The sequence below is a fragment of the Coleofasciculus sp. LEGE 07092 genome, assembly GCF_015207375.1.
In the GTDB taxonomy this organism is placed as follows: Bacteria; Cyanobacteriota; Cyanobacteriia; order Cyanobacteriales; family Coleofasciculaceae; genus LEGE-07092.
In genome coordinates, this window is the sequence record NZ_JADEWY010000132.1 from 1 (window position 1) to 16,455 (window position 16,455).

Below are 16,455 nucleotides of genomic sequence, written 5' to 3' on the forward strand. Positions count from 1 at the left end.
CCCCATGTACAATGACTAAGGGGACAAACCTTACAACCACTGATGGCTCGCACCCCTAGATTAACGTTTGACCGGGGAACTTTGATATTGCACCCGCCGCCACGAGGGAAAGCTTGGGTGGATTATGCGACGTGGGATGACCGGATTGAGAAGTTTCGCGTTCCGGGTATGTATTACCGTCCCCTAGTAGAGGTGCTGCAAGCTGAGGACATTTATTTTGTTGATGATGCCAGTGAATTCGCGCCCCTAGAACTGGTTGCCAGCTTTGAGATGGAACCTTACCTTCATCAGCAGGAAGCCCTCCTAGCCTGGAAGCAAGCCGGACGGCGAGGTGTGGTAGTATTACCGACGGCAGCGGGTAAGACATATTTGGCCCAACTGGCAATGCAATGTACGCCCCGCACGACGCTGATTGTGGTGCCGACATTGGATTTAATGCATCAGTGGTACGCTCAGTTGGATGCGGCATTCCCGGATGTGGAGGTGGGATTATTAGGCGGCGGTTCCCACGATCGCACTCCGATTCTTATCGCTACTTACGATAGTGCCACGATTCACGCTGAATCTTTGGGCAATCTGTACGGGTTGTTAGTCTTTGATGAATGCCACCACTTGCCAACGGACTTCTATCGTGCTACTGCCGAATATGCGATCGCTCCCTATCGGTTGGGACTAACTGCCACTCCCGATCGCTCAGACGGGCGTCATAATGACCTTAATGCCCTGATTGGCTTAGAAGTTTATCGCAAAACCCCAGCAGAATTAGCGGGTTTGGCGTTGGCTGACCATCAGGTGGTGCAGATTAAGGTTAAGCTATCTCAGAAGGAACGCGATCGCTACAATGCCTGCATCAAACTTCGCAATGATTTCTTAAAAGAAGCCAATATTTACCTCGGCAGTATCAATGGGTGGCAGCGGTTTGTGCAAACGAGTGCAAGTTCTCAAAAAGGACGCCGTGCAATGCTGGCGCATCGGGAATCTAAGGCAATTTCCTTGGGGACGGAGGGGAAACTGCGAGTACTGGCAGATTTGCTGGCAAAGCATTACCCAGAACGGATTCTTATTTTTACCAACGATAACGCCACAGTTTATCGCATTTCCCAGGAGTTTCTGACTCCAGCACTGACCCATCAAACCCCGGTTAAAGAACGCCATGAAATTTTAACCCGCTTTCGAGAAGGAGAGTATAAAACCATTGCCGCCTCTCACGTCCTAAATGAAGGGGTGGATGTCCCGGATGCACGGGTGGCTATTATTCTATCGGGTACGGGTTCGGAACGGGAATATGTGCAGCGCTTGGGGCGAGTGTTGCGAAAGGGAACGGATCAGAATAAGTTGGCGTTGCTGTATGAGGTAGTGGCTGAAAATACCAGTGAGGAAGGCACATCTCAACGGCGGCGAGGTGGGGGTGGGAAGAAGGAACGCAAGGAAATTGAAAAGCCGAAATCGAAGCACCAACAGTTAGAACTTTTACCCTCTCAACCCTATGAGGTGAAGCCTTCTAAGACGCCAAAAGCGGCAGAATCAAAGGACAAGTGGGGGTACGATACAGAATTTGAGGATCGTTAAGAACAAAAGAAATAGGGATAGTTGATTCAGGTTCAGGTATTTTAGGGAAAAACGGCTCGGACTATTCCTGGCGATCAGACAACACACCACAGCAATTCTGGCTTACCCTTGTATTCTCCATAAACCACGGCATTCTGACCAAATAACACGCCGATTTCCTGGGCGTCTGCACGGTTCAAACCCAATGCCAGAACACTTTTTTCGGGCTGCCAATCCGTATCGTCTCCCACACCGCTCCCCTCTAGGTAAGGGATATTTGTGTAATCTAAATGACCGATCATCTCCCTATGCCGGTGCTGGTTTTGAGAGAGTGAAAGCACCACAGAAGCTGGATTCCAGGCGGTAATAAACGCCCATGAAACAAATCCATACTGATTTAACAGTAAATCTAAGTCTGGGTTGTGTACCCCAATCCGAATCAGGATATCGCCTTTGGGTGCGATCGCTTGATAGGTCGTAGCGGTATAAGCTTTGACTAAAATATCTAACGTTGAATTATTATTATAGTCTGACATTCTACCTCCGCCCTAGACTGGCGTGTATGGGCAACTCATAAAAATCCCGGATGATCCTGTCCACGAGTGGTAAAGTGGAGCAGTTGATAAAATCGACGCAAAGATCTGTCAAACTTAATAACACAATATTTTTAAAGTCGGATTTCCTTGGCTTTAGCTGACCCCTCAGATATTCTTATTCTGTGCTATCGTGCTGTACCAAGTTCGTTTTCCGTCAAACTCACCTATCCCATCGTCGTTTATGCAACTGCACAATTCCCGGCGTCGGACAAAAATTGTTGCCACAATAGGTCCTGCAACCAGTAGCCCAGAAGTACTCAAGGAACTGATTAAAGCCGGTGCCACGACGTTGCGGCTCAACTTTTCCCACGGCACTCATGACGACCATCAGCGCAGCATTCGCCTAATTCGTCAGACTGCCTTTGAACTGAATCAACCGGTCGGTATTCTACAAGACTTGCAAGGACCGAAAATTCGCTTGGGTCGGTTTGAGACGGGTTCAATCATGGTGACAGGGGGCGAGCGCTTCACCCTCACCAGCGAACTCCTTCCGGGCACCCAAGAAATCAGTTCCGTTACCTACGAACTGCTTGCCGATGAAGTTCCAGAGGGTGCCACCATTCTTTTAGATGATGGCAAAGTGGAGATGCAAGTTGAAGAGATAGACCGAGTGAAACGCGCCTTGCACTGTCGCGTTGTGGTTGGTGGTGTCCTTTCTAATAATAAAGGCGTTAACTTTCCGGGTGTTTACCTCTCGATTCGCGCCCTTACGGATAAAGACCGTCGGGATTTAATGTTCGGTCTAGATCAGGGTGTGGATTGGATTGCCCTCAGCTTTGTGCGAAATCCTCAGGACGTGCTGGAAATTAAAGAACTCATTACCAGTGCCGATAAAGAAGTGCCAGTTATCGTCAAGATTGAAAAGCACGAAGCAATCGAGCAAATGGAAGCCATTCTCTCTCTATCAGATGGCGTTATGGTGGCTCGAGGTGATTTAGGGGTGGAACTGCCAGCAGAGGATGTCCCCATTCTGCAAAAGCGACTCATTTCCACCGCCAACCGCCTGGGAATTCCGGTGATTACCGCCACCCAGATGCTAGATAGCATGGTAAGTTCCCCCCGACCGACTCGTGCAGAGATTTCTGATGTTGCCAATGCTATTCTCGATGGCACCGATGCCGTAATGCTCTCCAACGAAACGGCTGTGGGAAAATACCCCGTTGAAGCGGTGGCAACCATGGCAAGAATTGCCGTGCGCATCGAGAAAGAACACGTCACGCGCAACGTCGAAGACACCCGACGCTCGATTCCCAATGCAATTTCTCAGGCAGTGGGTCAAATTGCCGAGCAGTTACAGGCATCTGCAATTATGACTCTGACAAAAACGGGTTCTACGGCTCGGAATGTTTCTAAGTTTCGACCCTATACTCCTATCCTGGCTATCACGCCCCATGTGGATGTAGCCAGACAACTGCAATTGGTGTGGGGGGTCAGACCTTTGTTAGTGTTGGATTTACCATCTACAGGTCAGACTTTCCAGGCGGCAATCAATGTGGCACAGGAAAAGAACCTGTTGGCAGAGGGAGATTTGGTAGTCATGACGGCTGGAACACTCCAAGGCGTTCCCGGTTCAACGGATTTGATTAAAGTCGAGGTGGTAACTGCCGTTCTCGGTCAGGGAATTGGCATCGGTCAGGGTTCGGTCAGTGGTTTAGCTCGCGTGGCTCACAGTGCCCTAGCCGTTGGTAATTTCAACCCCGGTGAAATTCTGGTCGTACCGTCAACGAGTGCCGAATTTGTAGATAGTATTCGCAAAGCGGCTGGGGTCGTGACAGAGGAAGACAGTTTAACCAGTCATGCGGCGGTAATTGGCTCGCGGTTAGGAGTGCCGGTGATTGTGGGTGTTAAGAATGCCACGCAGATAATTCGGGATGGAGCGATTATTACTCTGGATACCCAGCGAGGTTTGGTTTACTCGGGAGCCATGGGAGCGAGTGCCAGTAGTGGCATGGTGATGGTGTGAAAAGGTGAGGAGTGAATGAGCCTCTACTGTGTTCACACTCAGGATAATGTGAGTTTAATAGAATCGGGATGACAGGATTTGAACCTGCGACCCCCTCGTCCCGAACGAGGTGCGCTACCAAGCTGCGCTACATCCCGTAATAACCTATCCATGCTATCACGTCTTCTCAGCAATTGACTCTCAGCCTGCTAGGATTAACACGGGTACTTCAATGGGAGATATTCCAGTCGTGGTTGTTAAGCCAGAATGGTTGCGGGTTAAAGCACCGCAGTGGCAGCGTGTAGGCAGTGTTAAAGAAATTTTGCGGGATTTAGCGTTGAATACTGTTTGCGAGGAAGCCTCTTGTCCGAATATCGGAGAGTGTTTCAACGCAGGCACCGCTACCTTTTTAATTATGGGTCCTGCTTGCACCCGCGCCTGTCCCTATTGTGATATTGACTTTGAGAAAAAGCCCCAACCCCTCGACTCTACGGAACCAACCCGTTTGGCAGAAGCAGTAAGGCGTCTGAAATTAAATCACGTCGTTATTACCTCCGTCAACCGGGATGATTTACCTGATGGGGGGGCTTCCCAGTTCGTGGGTTGTATCGAAGGAATTCGCAGTATTTCTCCCCAGACAACAATTGAGGTGCTGATCCCTGACTTGTGCGGTAACTCGAATGCTTTAGAAACAATTATCCAAGCTAAACCTGAAGTCCTCAACCACAATACGGAAACTGTCCCTCGACTCTATCGTCGGGTACGTCCTCAAGGACATTATCAGCGATCGCTCGAACTGCTCCAACGCACCCGTGAGTTAGCTCCTTGGATTTATACGAAATCCGGTGTCATGGTGGGATTGGGAGAAACTGACACCGAGATTCGGGACGTAATGCAGGATTTGCGGGCGGTAGACTGCGATATCCTCACCATCGGGCAGTATCTGCAACCGAGTCAAAAGCATTTGGGTGTTGCTGATTTTGTCACACCTGCACAGTTTGATGCTTGGCGAGAGTGGGGTGAATCCTTAGGGTTTTTACAAGTTGTCTCGTCTCCCCTTACCCGCAGTTCTTATCATGCAGAACAGGTGAGGGAGTTGATGCAGCGGTATCCTCGTCCTGTTTGACACTCTTCGCCCTATAGAACCCATTTGATATCTATTCATAGGCTAGCCGTTTGAGCATCAGTCTGATAAAGCAGAGATTGAGTTTGGCAGTGGCATGGCTGAGAGTTCGCTCAAAGTTTTTAACCTCATATCTTGCACCCTTGTCGATAAGCCCGAAAATCAGCCCAAAGTTCAAACTCCGGGCTAATAGCTCAAGTCCATTTCAATGGACTACAAGTCTTATCAATATTCCATAAGGCTTTGATGGCTATCTTGCACTTTTGTCCACCTATCTCGGCTCAATCCCTGGTTGAGATTTCTGCTATTGCTCGCTATCACTGAGTGCATTCAGTAATTTTTTAGCCACGATCGCACTGACAACCACTTAACCCACTACTCCAGCCACTTTGACTTCTGAGCATAGTCTTCAACTCAGATATATCACCAGCTTCAAATTCTTCTAAAAGGCTGGTTATTTCTTTCATGCCTTGAATTTTTTGAATTATTTCTGAATCATCTTCAATTGCTTTTGCAACTTCAGCAAGCTTAGATAGATCTGTACAAGTTCGCATTACTTTATAGGAGTAGAATATCCTTCCAATCCTCGCCTAGCAGTTCCAAGACATAGACTAATTCATCATCTTGTATCGTATCAATATACAAGCCTGTTGCTCTCTTAAACTGCCCGTTTTGATTAGGTGTTATTTGATTCTTTTGAATCAAGAGAAGGTTGTTATCGTCCTCAAGCAGAAAAGTACCTAGAGAATTTAACCATTCAAAAGTACTATTTTCATCCCTTCTCAAAACCTGACTAAGGTTATAAATATTTTCTTTTCTGACTACTCCATTGACTAATTCTTGATAATCTACCGTTTTCCAGTCGCTCCAAGCTATCTCACACCAGTTATGCAGGTGATTTTTTTTGCAAACAGCACTAGGCGCTAGGTCAAAAACAAACTGCCAAACTTTATTTCTTACAGCTTCTGAGAAAGAGGTTTTCGGAAAGCATAAATCTTTAATAGCTCTTTTTTTAGCATATTCATCTTCCAGTTCAACAATTAAGGCATTATAAAGAAATTCTCTAATTGGTTCTTGGATGAACTCTTGATACCAGTTTTTGTCAAAGTCTGTGTCATGTGTAAAGGGCGTTTTGGTTTCTGCAATGTTGTAAAGATCGAAAAAATTATCTTGTGCAATCCTGGAAACTGCATCTTTGTATAAGGTAACAGCAGATTTTAAAATTTTTTTATTCTCGATTTTTTTGGTTTTATCAGTGTTGTTTAACCAAATTCCATCTCTTTCGGTTTGAGGGTTAAAGAAGAAGCTATTTACAATCACAGGAAAATGAAAACTCTCAGTTCCAATAAGAGGAAAATCACAAAACAATTTCGGAAGATTTCTTACACCTTTAACTGAATATCCCTTTTCACGTTTTTCAACTTCAGTGGCAATAGCTACTCTCTCATTGGAGAGATATAAAATTGAAATGTTTTCTTGTATATCATTCCTTGTTTTTGAAACACATACAATAGAATTGTCTTCTAGTTCTCTATTTTTTTTCATAATAAATATTTTCTCTGGCAAGCTTATCTATGATTTCTACTCTACCTATTTTAGGAATAAATGCCAGGACGAAGGGAATTAATTTTGAAAACTCTTCCACACCAGTTTGAGCTACTTTCTTCTGCTCCTCTGTGTCTAATTGGTAACAGAAAGATGTATTGAATTGACTTTCATTATAATAATTAGGGCTTATTTTCTCAATGGACTCATTAAATTCTTTCCAAGAATTTTCTATACGGGGGATGAGTTGTGCTATTACTTTTCCTCGTCGATCCAGCAAAAATTCAAATTTGTGAAGTCCATCTGCCGACTCTATAATTCCCTTTATTTTAATGACTTTTGAAAGTAGATGCGTTGTCAAAAAACCTGTTCTAAACCTACCTGTTTTCTTGGTTTCCTGCCCTTCTTCCGCTTCCTTAGAGGAAATTTGGTCTATTAATCCTATGATATCCTGGCTTGTAAAATGGGTTCCATTATGCCTAAACGTAACGCTATTCCCATCAAGTTCTATTTGAATGGATACAATTCTATTGTCATCTTCCGCAATACTATCCTTTGCATTTTGCAAAAGCTCCCAAGCCCAACGTCCTTGATTCTTTGCAATAGTCTGTTCCAGTTCATCTAGGCGCTTTATTATTTTATTCGCCACTTTGTTCCTAAGCCTACCCCAAGCTTGAGGTACACAGAGGACTAACTAGACATCTCCAGAAAACCTTATTTTTGAACGATATTACTATGATTTCAGCTGTGTTTTTAGGAATTATTGGAGATGTCTATTATAAAGTTGCAGTAGCAGCGAATAGTTAATAGCAAGAAGTAGCATCATGGCATATCAACCGATCCAAAACTACGGAATTATTGGGAATATGTACACAACAGCCTTAGTCGGGCTGAATGGGTCGATTGACTGGTTTTGTTTTCCCAATCACGATAGCGAGAGTATCTTTGCTGCACTACTTGATGATGGCAAAGGTGGACATTTCCAAATTTCCCCTCTAACTGATGAAGTAACTCACAAGCAATTCTACTGGCCCGAAACCAACGTCCTGATTACCCGCTTTTTTACATCAGACGGTGTGGGAGAAATCTCGGACTTTATGCCTGTTGGGATGAACCCCCAAGAACCCAGACATCACTGGTTAATCCGGCGCGTCAAGGTAGTTCGTGGCTCCATGGATTTCCAGATGGAATGCTGTCCCGCTTTCAACTATGCCCGTGATGAACACCAAACAACGCTCAATTCTGCTGGTGCGGAGTTTCACTCAGCAAAGCTCAAACTCGAACTCTCCACCGATATCCCCCTACAGAAGGACGACAAGGGTGTCTTTGCCAAGTTTACGCTTCAGGACGCAGAGATAGCTGTTTTTGTGCTGCGCGAAAGCAGTAGCGATCGCAAATCCCCCCTTAACTCCTCAGCTTGTGAGGGGTTGTTTCAGCAAACCGTTGATTACTGGCGTAACTGGCTGGAGCAATGTACCTATAAAGGGCGATGGCGGGAGATGGTTCATCGTTCGGCGCTCGTGTTGAAGCTGCTTACTTACCAGCCAACCGGGGCAATCATAGCCGCATCCACTTGTAGCCTGCCAGAGAATATTGGCGGCGAACGCAACTGGGATTACCGCTACACTTGGATTCGGGATGCCGCATTCACGATTTATGCGTTGATGCGCCTCGGGTTCACCAACGAAGCGTCAGAGTTCATGAATTGGATCGAGGCTCGTTGCCATGAGCGCGATCCCAATGGTTCGTTGCAAACCATGTATGGGATTGATGGACGCCACGATCTCAGTGAGGAAATTCTAAATCATCTGGAGGGTTACAAAGGTTCGAGTCCAGTTCGGATTGGTAATGCGGCTTACCAACAGTTACAGATGGATATTTACGGCGAGTTGATGGATTCGGTGTATCTATTCAACAAGTATGGAACACCGATTTCCTATGCCTTGTGGACTGCTCTGCGCCATCTACTTGATTGGGTTTGTGATAACTGGCAGCAACCGGACTATGGCGTTTGGGAAGTGCGTAGGGGACAACAACAGTTTGTGTATTCAAAGCTAATGTGTTGGGTGGCATTAGATCGGGGTTTGCGTTTGGCAGATAAGCGATCGTTTCCAGCGGATCGGGAAAGGTGGCTCAAGACTCGTGACGAAATCTACGAACAGCTTATGGACAGGGGATGGAATGCCTCTCGTCAGTCTTTCGTGCAATATTACGGCAGTGACTCCCTGGACGCAGGAAGCTTGATCATACCCCTAGTATTTTTCCTCTCTCCAGCCGATCCCCGAATGTTGTCTACGTTGAATACCATTAATCAACCTCCCAAGTCAGGAGGGTTGGTTTCTGATAGTTTGGTCTACCGATATAATGTAGCAGAATCACCCGATGGACTGAGAGGAAAGGAGGGTACGTTCAATCTCTGCACCTTTTGGCTAGTTGAGGCATTAACCCGCGCTGGAGTTGCCAATCGGGATAGCGCCCAACTGGATGAAGCCCGACTCATATTTGAAGAGATGCTGGGTTATGCTAACCATCTGGGGCTTTATGCGGAGCAAACAGGACCTCTTGGTGATGCCTTAGGGAATTTCCCTCAAGCGTTTACACACCTGGCGTTAATCAGTGCAGCTTGGAATTTAGATAAAGCGCTTAAAGAAAAATAGAACAGGACTTACGCAAAGAAAGCCTGTAAACCGCTAATTGTAGGGACATATATCGTGCTCCTACCAGATGTAGCGTCTGTGCGTAAGTCCTGGCTCCTATCGGCTATGCCTTTATGAATTCTGACGTCGAAATTCTGCTGGGGTTAAGCGCATCGGTTGGTTGGGGTTCCAAATACCGTATCCCATGATTCGGGCGTACTCTTGAGCACGAACTAGGCGATCGCTATATTTGTCATTAGGCGATCGCGGCGCAGCTAGGACGTACCCTTCTTGAACCAGTTGCTCGTTGAGCAATCTGCCACTATGCCAAACATACGCCAGCCAGCGACCGAAACTATCTTTGGTTTGAACATCTGCCTCTAATAAAACAGGTTGCAAGACTAATTGTTGACCCCTGATTTCACTAATCAGTTGCTCGACTCGATTTTTTGCCTCTCCTCCCCAAGGTTCCTGCTCCAAGTCGGGTGCCTCAATACCAATTAACCGCACCCGCACGAGCAAAGGGGAAGGTTGTGTTGGATCTAGCACCTCTAGGGTTTGTCCACTAACCACCTGCTGTACCTGAACGGGAATGCCATTGGGGACACGGCTCGATTGGCATCCCCCCAACAGCAAGAGACAGCAACATAAAATTAGGAATAAGACCTTGAGAAGGGAAGAGTTCTGTTCCTCTACCTTCCTAATCCTCATCCAGAGGCAGCCCAAACCGAATCTTGCCCTTGCCAAAATATCGACCGAATTGGAGTTCGTAGACTTCATCTTCATCCTGCGTCTCGACTTCTAAGTCTGAGCGGGGATACCCCACACATAAGAGAGCGTATCCGCGATCGCGCAATTCCGGAGAAAGTCCCATGGCTTCAGGTTGGTAGATTTCACCAGAGAGTACTCGCACGGCACAGGTGGTGCAGGCTCCATTGCGGCAGGAAAAGGGAAGCTCAACCCCCTGCTTTTCCATGGCGTGCAGGATGTACTGATCCCCTGGCACTTCCAGGATCTGTTCGGTATCGGTTTGGCGATTGTGAATTTTGATTTTATAGGATGGGTTCATGATTTTTGTGTATAATTAAAGACTGTGCGCCTAAGTTGGTAAACTTAAACTACGCACACTCAATGATAAATCCCCTGGAGAGATGGCCGAGCGGTTGAAGGCGCAGCACTGGAAATGCTGTTTAGGGGTAACTCTAACGAGGGTTCGAATCCCTCTCTCTCCGTTATTAAATGCTGGTTGACCCAAAAAATACTGATGAGTTGAAGGTCTACTCCCACTCGGAGAGGCGATCGCTAATTGCCCTCACACCCAATCCCATCTTGTTCCTTAATGCAGAGTATGCAACACATAGTTTTCTTTTAAGCTAGTACTCTAAAGCGTAAGTATAGGTAGGGTTAGGCAGCTAAAAGCTTGCCCTTAACGCCTAAGGTGTCCAAGGAATTGCCTTCTTCTGCGGCAATCCATCGCACCAACGACTCCGATTGATGGATATTGAGACAGTCCATGATCAAATGCCATTTGCTGTTCGAGAGTGAATTTTAACGGCGCACCACTGCGCTCACGATCTTGCAAGCGCTCCTTCACTGGCTGAGATTGCTCCGTGGTTTCAATCCAACGGCGTCGCCACTCTTGTCCCCTTGTCCCCTTGTCTCCTTGTCTCCTTGTCCCCTTGTCCCCTTGTCTCCTTGTCTCCTTGTCCCCACTCCCCACTCCCCACTCCCAGCCTTTACTGATAAGCTAAAAACACCCCATGCACTCTCTAGAAAACCTGCAATGCCTAGAAATAAGTCTTTTTCCATGTTCCAGGAAGATGCTTATGTGCTCCTCGAAACTAACCAACCAGAGCAAATTCTGACACCAGAGGAACTCTTAGAAAAACTCAAGGCAATTTTAGTGACTCGGCAGGATGATTTGCCCCGAGATGTGCAGAAGTTTTCCTTACTGGAGGAGCAAGCTAAGTACTTGATGGAAACCTCTTGCGAATTAGATGTTGGACCGGACGGATATTTGCAGTGGTATGTTGTGCGGCTATAAAAATAATGGAGAGACGCGAATGTTCACGTCTCAATACTTTCGACGGCTAACCACTCCAAGTTAAGACGTTGCAATTAACGCTACATCAACTTGTTCCTCTTCCGGTTGAGTCAGTTCAACTCGGATACCCGGTCCAAAGAATTTCTCAATTTTTTCCCGCTTCTGCTGCCAAGTCTCGAAGGAAACTAGCGGCGAGTCAAATTGCAAAACTAAGGCATAGGCTCCATCCACTTCCATTTCGTGCAAACTCATCAGTACCGGTCTTTCGTCATTGCTGGGGGATAAGCCCAAACTTTCAAGGGAACTATCCAAATGCGCATCTTGACCGTAGCGATAGCGCATGATATCTTGGCGAATCTGGTTTTGAGTCGAAGTAGCGGTTTGTTCTCGCAGTTTCAGCACATCAGGAGGCGTGGGTTGGCTCAAGGTTACAGGCTTGAGTTCAGAAGCTTTGAGGGCAAAACCGCCCAATAATATGGGGATGCCGTAAAAGAATCCCACTAGATTTAAGGTGGCGTTTTCGGTGGCGTAGGCAACAAAGCCGGTAATGGTAAGCAAGCCACCGATGACAAGTCCTATCGTTCCCAAGGAAGTTTGGCGTAACATCGTAGTTAAGCTACCTAGACAGTAATCACTTTAACTTTATTATCCTTGCCTGGGGGTAGCATTCACACGGCGAACTTGTACAGTTTGCGTTTAAGGGAGTATCTTTCCCTCACCATCGAGCAGTGAGCAGTGAGCCATAACTCATAACTGGTGACTGATTTAATAGATTCGGTTTAGGTTTTATGTGCTGTCGTTTATTTGTCACAGAACTTTTAATATGATTAAACAAAAAAACCCAAAAGAAACCCAAGACAGCCAAGTTTTACAAGATCAACTTAAATCACTGCAACAGGAAGAAGAAACGCTTTACAACATTTTAGCGGTCGATGTTTGGGCATTGGCGAAAACGATGGATGAATTTCATCCAGGCTTTTGGTCTGCCTTCATGAAAAACCGTGAAAAAGCACTCAAACGATTTATTGCTGAGGGGAGTAAAAATAAGCCTGCTGAACCGAAACGCCCTCCTTTTCTGCGTTAGACATGAGTGACAATCATTTACCCCAATGGTATTGCTCCTTCTTTATCCTTTAGCATAGAACTACAGCAATCATGTTAAGTTTAATATAGTGTCCACCCTTTATCAACATCAAAGTCAGCCAAGGAACGAATCATGAATCCACAAACCCTTCAAGAACAAATTGCTTTAGTAGAAACGAAGCGGGAGTTCCTCGTAAAACTTTTGGAGCAACCCAACCTAGGCACCTTAAGAATTGATGTAAATCAGGCACTCGAAGAACTTGACGAACTCATTGAAGAATTTAACCGAACCTTTCCCAACTCGGAAGGCGCTAGTGGATTGTAGAGGTTATTGATTTGGAGAAGCCCTCAAAACCAAATAAAGGCGTATCCCTTCCCTAATGAGAAAAAGGACTATTACCCCCTTCAAATAATTTCAAGCAAGCGCTCCCCGCCTCAATCTCTGCAATAGGGGCGCTTTTTTAGTCACTAACCCTTATTTGGATTATTCCCTAATTCCTTGACCAACGCAATCAAGTCCTGGGTAGCCGCCTCTTTTTTGCAGAAGGCGTCAATCGGAGCTGTTTGTTGTATGTCCTTTGTCTGAAGGTCTTCGACCGAGGAATAGGCAATAATTTGAATATCGGGCTTCAGGCGCTTGAGATAACTAGATGCCGTCAAACCATCCATTATGGGCATCTGCAAGTCGAGGATCACAACATCGGGGTAATAACGTTCGACCATTGCGATCGCTTCTTTACCGTTGCTAGCCAGACCCACCACATCAATATTGCTCTGAGTAGCCAAGGCTACCTTGAGGCTGAAACGAGTTAAATCGTGGTCGTCAACGACTAGGACTTTTAAAACAGGCTTTTCACAATACAGCATAATGATTTGTAAAATTATATCGCAGGTTCCCTTGTTTAGTCTAGGGGTTTTGACCCATCATCTTCCTCTATCTTATGAGTGAATTTTGTAGCTTACTACTCACTAACTGCACAAAAATTCTCTTATTTTTTGAGCTTCTGGGCGAATCCTTTCCTTTCCCGATACAAGTAAAGCGCCACTGATAAATGTAGTCAATAGTGTGTCCACGAATGAAGCGTCCTTTGGCATCGTGTAGAAGGACACCTTTGACTAACTTTCTGAGAAAAAAAATAAGCACATCCTTACGGCTTAATCAAATTCCCCTCCAACTTCCGATAATTGGCAATCCGCCTCGCTCGATCCAGGGGTGGATAAAGAATCAGAGTCGCTAAGGGAACACTTGTTCCCAAAATTCCTGACAAAACTATCCCATTGACAAATCCCAACTTCAATCCAATTCCTAAACTAATTCCCAACGCTGCTGACAAAAAGGAAACCCCAAACGCTAAGGCTTTACTAAACCCTCGCTGTCGGCAACTTTCAGCAACGCCCTCACTTTCAAACGCCGCCATAAATACTACGGCATCAACTGCTGCAAACGCAGTAATTGCGGCATCCGAGACGCGAAACTGAGCACCAAACTTGGCAACCAAAATTGCCGCTATTCCAGCAAAAAATACGGAAGCCACCGTATCGAATGCTTTTATCCTCACCCCAAACCTAGTTCTAATCTTCGCCATCCCTTTAGAAATTAAGCCAGACGTTATCGCCGCTACCAACCCCAGTGCTGCTACCAATGCCGAAACAAAGATAGCGATCGCTACTCCCACTGTGCCGCTATTACTGACAATTTTCTCCCAAGCCATCGTTTCTACCCAAGTTGCAGCCGTGGCAAATAGCACCAATAAGGATAGAGAAAAATAGGGCAGTTTCTTTACCGGAATCGGCACCGGAGCCGTATGCACGTTAATTTTTAAACGTTGAGTTTCTGGCTGAGAATTCGTATGAATTAGTATCTCCCGCTCATAGGTCTTACTGACCATAAGCTTGCTCGTATCAACCGTAATTTTGCACAGTGCCTCATTACTAATAAAATGAGCTTGCTCGAACTGAATCCAGTCGTGGAAGTCGGGGGTATGAGGAGGATCGCTCACATGGGATGCCACTTCCCAACGACTTTCCAAAAGTGTATCAGAAACAGCATTACTAATGGTTATTTTTTGAATAACTTTCTCTCCTAATCTTTTGGCATTAACATCTAGGCAAGGTTGAGAAAATTTCACCTCCGGCACCCGGATGACATAGATTGGATTCAGGGCTTCTAATGCTGTTTCAGCATCAGGAAAACGGTCTTTGGGTTTCAATTCCACCATCTTTTCCAGCCACTCAATCCAGCGGATACTGAGCTTAGGAACTAGGTGTTTGAAATTCAGCCGATAGTCTTCATCGATTAACTGACTGATAGCTATAGAGGGCGTCCCCGTTAGCAAGCAAACTAAAGTAGCTCCCAACCCATAAAGGTCTGATGCTTCGCTAATTTGTCGATTGAAAAGCTGTTCGGGTGCCATAAATCCGACTGTACCCTTAGCGACACTGCTAATCGTCATTTCACTATCGCCAATTCGAGCCAATCCAAAATCGACTAGGTAAACGTTGATATCATCATCAACTAGCACATTTTCCGGTTTAATATCCCGGTGACTGACAGCAGGAATTCGATTTTGCAGATAAACCAGGATGTTGAGTAACGAAACCGCAAGTTGCTTAATTTCATCCGGATCAAAGCTGCGAGGTACGGCTAGGGAAGGAGCATTTTTGTATTCTTGTACTAAACAAAAACCTGTGGCAGTTTGAAACGAACCCAAGTAACGCGGAATACCGGGATGATTCAACCCCCGTAACACTTTAATTTCTTGCTCAATGGCATCATAATCTGACCAGTTGGCATCACTTCGGGCAAACTGAAACTGCTTGATAACAACAGCTTGTTTCACTGTCCCCTTTTGAGTAAGGGGAGGCAGGGGAACAGCCAGGTAAGTTACTCTCCCACCCGTGCGATTGTGTCCCAATTCTTTAACAACCCTGAAACCGTGGCTCGATAAGTTTGGAAAATTACTCATGAGTCTGTGAGGAGGACGGCAAGCTGAGTACAAATTGCCCTATCTGGCGGTAAGTCTTGCTATCTTCTCCAAGAAGGCTTAAGTGTCCGGAGAACGGATACAGCAACCTTACCGCGCATGGTATTAGGGGAGCAGCGTAGTGCTTTATCCACGATAGCTCTAATCATTTCGGTAGCATAGCTGAGACAGGCAAGATGCCTGTCCTACGGGAAAGCGCTAGAGTTGAAAAATAAAGTCATTAATCCACTTTTGGAGTAGTGCTGCCATGACTCACACGGCTTCTGCCCACACTGGCAATTTTTGGGACTTTGAATTTCCCGTGCCACAAGCGACGCAAGATACTGACTTACTCAGGCAGTTGCCGTTTGTGCCAGGGTTAAAAGAAATTTTAACCCTGCGTCAAGTCCATGCCCTTGAACACGCTACCGTTTGGGTGCTAGGGAATTTAGCAGGGACATCTCAACCCGATGAAGATACCTTAGGCGGCTTATCGACTGACGAAGGATTTTATCTCTACGGTCAACTCAACCTAGCTGACTTGCGACGAGCCGTTCCCATCGCTTTGACTCGTCTCACCCGTGGAGAATGGGATTTAGCCGTTCATCCCCGCTGCGGCACTAACCTTTCAGTGGGTATGTTTTTAACCGCTGGATTGGCACTAGGAGCGCATCTGCTCCTGCCACGAGGTCCTATTGAGCAATTAGTCGGTTTTGGTTTAGCAACGGCAACAGCAACCCAGCTAACCCCCGATCTCGGCCGCCTCGCTCAACGATACCTAACAACCGCCATCCCGTTTAACTTAATCGTTGAAGACATTACTGCAACTTCCGATATCTGGGGGCGTCCGGCACACTTTGTGCGAGTGCGGTGGCGGGATTAGGCAAGGGGACAAGGGGAAATGGAGTACTTCCACCCGGTTCTCCAAGACAATTCTCCCCCGCTCCCCATCCCCTTGTCGGCGAAGCCATCCCC

17 protein-coding genes and 2 tRNA genes are annotated in these 16,455 nt (G+C 46.2%); 9 read left to right on the top strand and 10 right to left on the bottom strand.

Annotation, left to right across the window (positions count from 1 at the left end; genetic code table 11):
- The first annotated feature begins 42 nt into the window (after nucleotides 1–42).
- Nucleotides 43–1,569, top strand: coding sequence for a DEAD/DEAH box helicase family protein (locus IQ257_RS24290; RefSeq protein ID WP_193875559.1), 1,527 nt, complete (start codon nucleotides 43–45; stop codon nucleotides 1,567–1,569).
- 74 nt (nucleotides 1,570–1,643) lie between these two features.
- Here the strand turns inward: IQ257_RS24290 and IQ257_RS24295 are convergent, their stop codons facing one another.
- Nucleotides 1,644–2,084 (bottom strand): DUF3293 domain-containing protein, encoded by a 441-nt coding sequence (locus tag IQ257_RS24295; protein WP_193875561.1) that lies wholly within the window; start codon nucleotides 2,082–2,084, stop codon nucleotides 1,644–1,646.
- Between the two features lie 241 nt (nucleotides 2,085–2,325).
- Here IQ257_RS24295 and pyk point away from each other — a divergent pair, with 241 nt between their 5' ends.
- A complete protein-coding gene (gene pyk, locus IQ257_RS24300; RefSeq protein ID WP_193875623.1) occupies nucleotides 2,326–4,107 on the top strand; it encodes a pyruvate kinase in 1,782 nt (593 codons plus the stop codon).
- A gap of 63 nt (nucleotides 4,108–4,170) precedes the next feature.
- On the opposite strand, the gene IQ257_RS24305 is transcribed toward pyk, so the two are convergent.
- Nucleotides 4,171–4,244 (bottom strand) — tRNA-Pro (locus IQ257_RS24305).
- Nucleotides 4,245–4,336: 92 nt separating this feature from the next.
- Here IQ257_RS24305 and lipA point away from each other — a divergent pair.
- Nucleotides 4,337–5,212, top strand: a complete 876-nt coding sequence (lipA, locus tag IQ257_RS24310; protein WP_193875625.1) for a lipoyl synthase — start codon at nucleotides 4,337–4,339, stop codon at nucleotides 5,210–5,212.
- A gap of 338 nt (nucleotides 5,213–5,550) precedes the next feature.
- Here lipA and IQ257_RS24315 read toward each other — a convergent pair whose 3' ends face one another.
- From IQ257_RS24315 to IQ257_RS24325, 3 genes are read right to left on the bottom strand one after another with little or no spacing between them, the layout of a single operon-like run.
- Nucleotides 5,551–5,763, bottom strand: a complete 213-nt coding sequence (locus IQ257_RS24315; protein ID WP_193875563.1) for a hypothetical protein — start codon at nucleotides 5,761–5,763, stop codon at nucleotides 5,551–5,553.
- 4 nt (nucleotides 5,764–5,767) lie between these two features.
- Nucleotides 5,768–6,754, bottom strand: coding sequence for a hypothetical protein (locus tag IQ257_RS24320; protein ID WP_228060987.1), 987 nt, complete (start codon nucleotides 6,752–6,754; stop codon nucleotides 5,768–5,770).
- The gene (locus IQ257_RS24325; protein WP_193875567.1) at nucleotides 6,741–7,403 is read right to left on the bottom strand and encodes a sacsin N-terminal ATP-binding-like domain-containing protein; all 663 of its coding nucleotides are present in this window, start codon (nucleotides 7,401–7,403) and stop codon (nucleotides 6,741–6,743) included. The genes IQ257_RS24320 and IQ257_RS24325 overlap by 14 nt, the downstream gene beginning before the upstream one ends.
- A 175-nt stretch (nucleotides 7,404–7,578) precedes the next feature.
- Here IQ257_RS24325 and IQ257_RS24330 point away from each other — a divergent pair, with 175 nt between their 5' ends.
- Nucleotides 7,579–9,411 carry a glycoside hydrolase family 15 protein gene (locus tag IQ257_RS24330; RefSeq protein ID WP_193875569.1) on the top strand — a complete coding sequence of 611 codons (1,833 nt, stop codon included), beginning with the start codon at nucleotides 7,579–7,581 and terminating at the stop codon, nucleotides 9,409–9,411.
- A 111-nt stretch (nucleotides 9,412–9,522) separates the two neighbouring features.
- On the opposite strand, the gene IQ257_RS24335 is transcribed toward IQ257_RS24330, so the two are convergent.
- Together IQ257_RS24335 and IQ257_RS24340 are read right to left on the bottom strand one after the other, a co-directional pair.
- Complete coding sequence (locus IQ257_RS24335; RefSeq protein WP_193875571.1) at nucleotides 9,523–10,101, bottom strand: thermonuclease family protein; 579 nt, start codon at nucleotides 10,099–10,101, stop codon at nucleotides 9,523–9,525.
- On the bottom strand, nucleotides 10,091–10,459 hold the full coding sequence (locus tag IQ257_RS24340; RefSeq protein ID WP_193875573.1) for a 2Fe-2S iron-sulfur cluster-binding protein: 369 nt from the start codon (nucleotides 10,457–10,459) through the stop codon (nucleotides 10,091–10,093). The genes IQ257_RS24335 and IQ257_RS24340 overlap by 11 nt, the downstream gene beginning before the upstream one ends.
- 76 nt (nucleotides 10,460–10,535) lie before the next feature.
- Here IQ257_RS24340 and IQ257_RS24345 point away from each other — a divergent pair.
- Together IQ257_RS24345 and IQ257_RS24355 are read left to right on the top strand one after the other, a co-directional pair.
- Nucleotides 10,536–10,622 (top strand) — tRNA-Ser (locus IQ257_RS24345).
- A 551-nt stretch (nucleotides 10,623–11,173) separates the two neighbouring features.
- Nucleotides 11,174–11,434, top strand: a complete 261-nt coding sequence (locus tag IQ257_RS24355) for a chlororespiratory reduction protein 7 (protein ID WP_193882126.1) — start codon at nucleotides 11,174–11,176, stop codon at nucleotides 11,432–11,434.
- Between the two features lie 60 nt (nucleotides 11,435–11,494).
- Here the strand turns inward: IQ257_RS24355 and IQ257_RS24360 are convergent, their stop codons facing one another.
- Nucleotides 11,495–12,040, bottom strand: a complete 546-nt coding sequence (locus IQ257_RS24360; RefSeq protein WP_193882129.1) for a DUF2854 domain-containing protein — start codon at nucleotides 12,038–12,040, stop codon at nucleotides 11,495–11,497.
- Nucleotides 12,041–12,257: 217 nt separating this feature from the next.
- Here IQ257_RS24360 and IQ257_RS24365 point away from each other — a divergent pair, with 217 nt between their 5' ends.
- Nucleotides 12,258–12,518: a hypothetical protein gene (locus IQ257_RS24365; RefSeq protein ID WP_193882132.1), complete on the top strand. Its 261-nt coding sequence runs from the start codon at nucleotides 12,258–12,260 to the stop codon at nucleotides 12,516–12,518.
- Between the two features lie 132 nt (nucleotides 12,519–12,650).
- A complete protein-coding gene (locus IQ257_RS24370; protein WP_193882134.1) occupies nucleotides 12,651–12,842 on the top strand; it encodes a hypothetical protein in 192 nt (63 codons plus the stop codon).
- Between the two features lie 143 nt (nucleotides 12,843–12,985).
- Here the strand turns inward: IQ257_RS24370 and IQ257_RS24375 are convergent, their stop codons facing one another.
- Nucleotides 12,986–13,384: a response regulator gene (locus IQ257_RS24375; RefSeq protein ID WP_193882137.1), complete on the bottom strand. Its 399-nt coding sequence runs from the start codon at nucleotides 13,382–13,384 to the stop codon at nucleotides 12,986–12,988.
- A 281-nt stretch (nucleotides 13,385–13,665) separates the two neighbouring features.
- Nucleotides 13,666–15,483, bottom strand: a complete 1,818-nt coding sequence (locus IQ257_RS24380; RefSeq protein WP_193882140.1) for a serine/threonine protein kinase — start codon at nucleotides 15,481–15,483, stop codon at nucleotides 13,666–13,668.
- Between the two features lie 265 nt (nucleotides 15,484–15,748).
- On the opposite strand from IQ257_RS24380, the gene IQ257_RS24385 reads away from it, so the two are divergent.
- Entirely contained in the window at nucleotides 15,749–16,363 is a 615-nt protein-coding gene (locus IQ257_RS24385; RefSeq protein WP_193882143.1) for a DUF6391 domain-containing protein, read from the top strand.
- Nucleotides 16,364–16,455: the final 92 nt, after the last annotated feature.

Excerpts from the sequence above, each read along its gene's own strand:
- IQ257_RS24290 (WP_193875559.1), top strand. The coding sequence starts at position 43 with ATGGCTCGCACCCCTAGATTAACGTTTGACCGGGGAACTTTGATATTG.
- IQ257_RS24295 (WP_193875561.1), bottom strand. The coding sequence starts at position 2,084 with ATGTCAGACTATAATAATAATTCAACGTTAGATATTTTAGTCAAAGCT.
- pyk (WP_193875623.1), top strand. The coding sequence starts at position 2,326 with ATGCAACTGCACAATTCCCGGCGTCGGACAAAAATTGTTGCCACAATA.
- IQ257_RS24315 (WP_193875563.1), bottom strand. The coding sequence starts at position 5,763 with ATGCGAACTTGTACAGATCTATCTAAGCTTGCTGAAGTTGCAAAAGCA.
- IQ257_RS24320 (WP_228060987.1), bottom strand. The coding sequence starts at position 6,754 with ATGAAAAAAAATAGAGAACTAGAAGACAATTCTATTGTATGTGTTTCA.
- IQ257_RS24330 (WP_193875569.1), top strand. The coding sequence starts at position 7,579 with ATGGCATATCAACCGATCCAAAACTACGGAATTATTGGGAATATGTAC.
- IQ257_RS24335 (WP_193875571.1), bottom strand. The coding sequence starts at position 10,101 with ATGAGGATTAGGAAGGTAGAGGAACAGAACTCTTCCCTTCTCAAGGTC.
- IQ257_RS24340 (WP_193875573.1), bottom strand. The coding sequence starts at position 10,459 with ATGAACCCATCCTATAAAATCAAAATTCACAATCGCCAAACCGATACC.
- IQ257_RS24355 (WP_193882126.1), top strand. The coding sequence starts at position 11,174 with ATGCCTAGAAATAAGTCTTTTTCCATGTTCCAGGAAGATGCTTATGTG.
- IQ257_RS24360 (WP_193882129.1), bottom strand. The coding sequence starts at position 12,040 with ATGTTACGCCAAACTTCCTTGGGAACGATAGGACTTGTCATCGGTGGC.
- IQ257_RS24365 (WP_193882132.1), top strand. The coding sequence starts at position 12,258 with ATGATTAAACAAAAAAACCCAAAAGAAACCCAAGACAGCCAAGTTTTA.
- IQ257_RS24370 (WP_193882134.1), top strand. The coding sequence starts at position 12,651 with ATGAATCCACAAACCCTTCAAGAACAAATTGCTTTAGTAGAAACGAAG.
- IQ257_RS24375 (WP_193882137.1), bottom strand. The coding sequence starts at position 13,384 with ATGCTGTATTGTGAAAAGCCTGTTTTAAAAGTCCTAGTCGTTGACGAC.
- IQ257_RS24380 (WP_193882140.1), bottom strand. The coding sequence starts at position 15,483 with ATGAGTAATTTTCCAAACTTATCGAGCCACGGTTTCAGGGTTGTTAAA.
- IQ257_RS24385 (WP_193882143.1), top strand. The coding sequence starts at position 15,749 with ATGACTCACACGGCTTCTGCCCACACTGGCAATTTTTGGGACTTTGAA.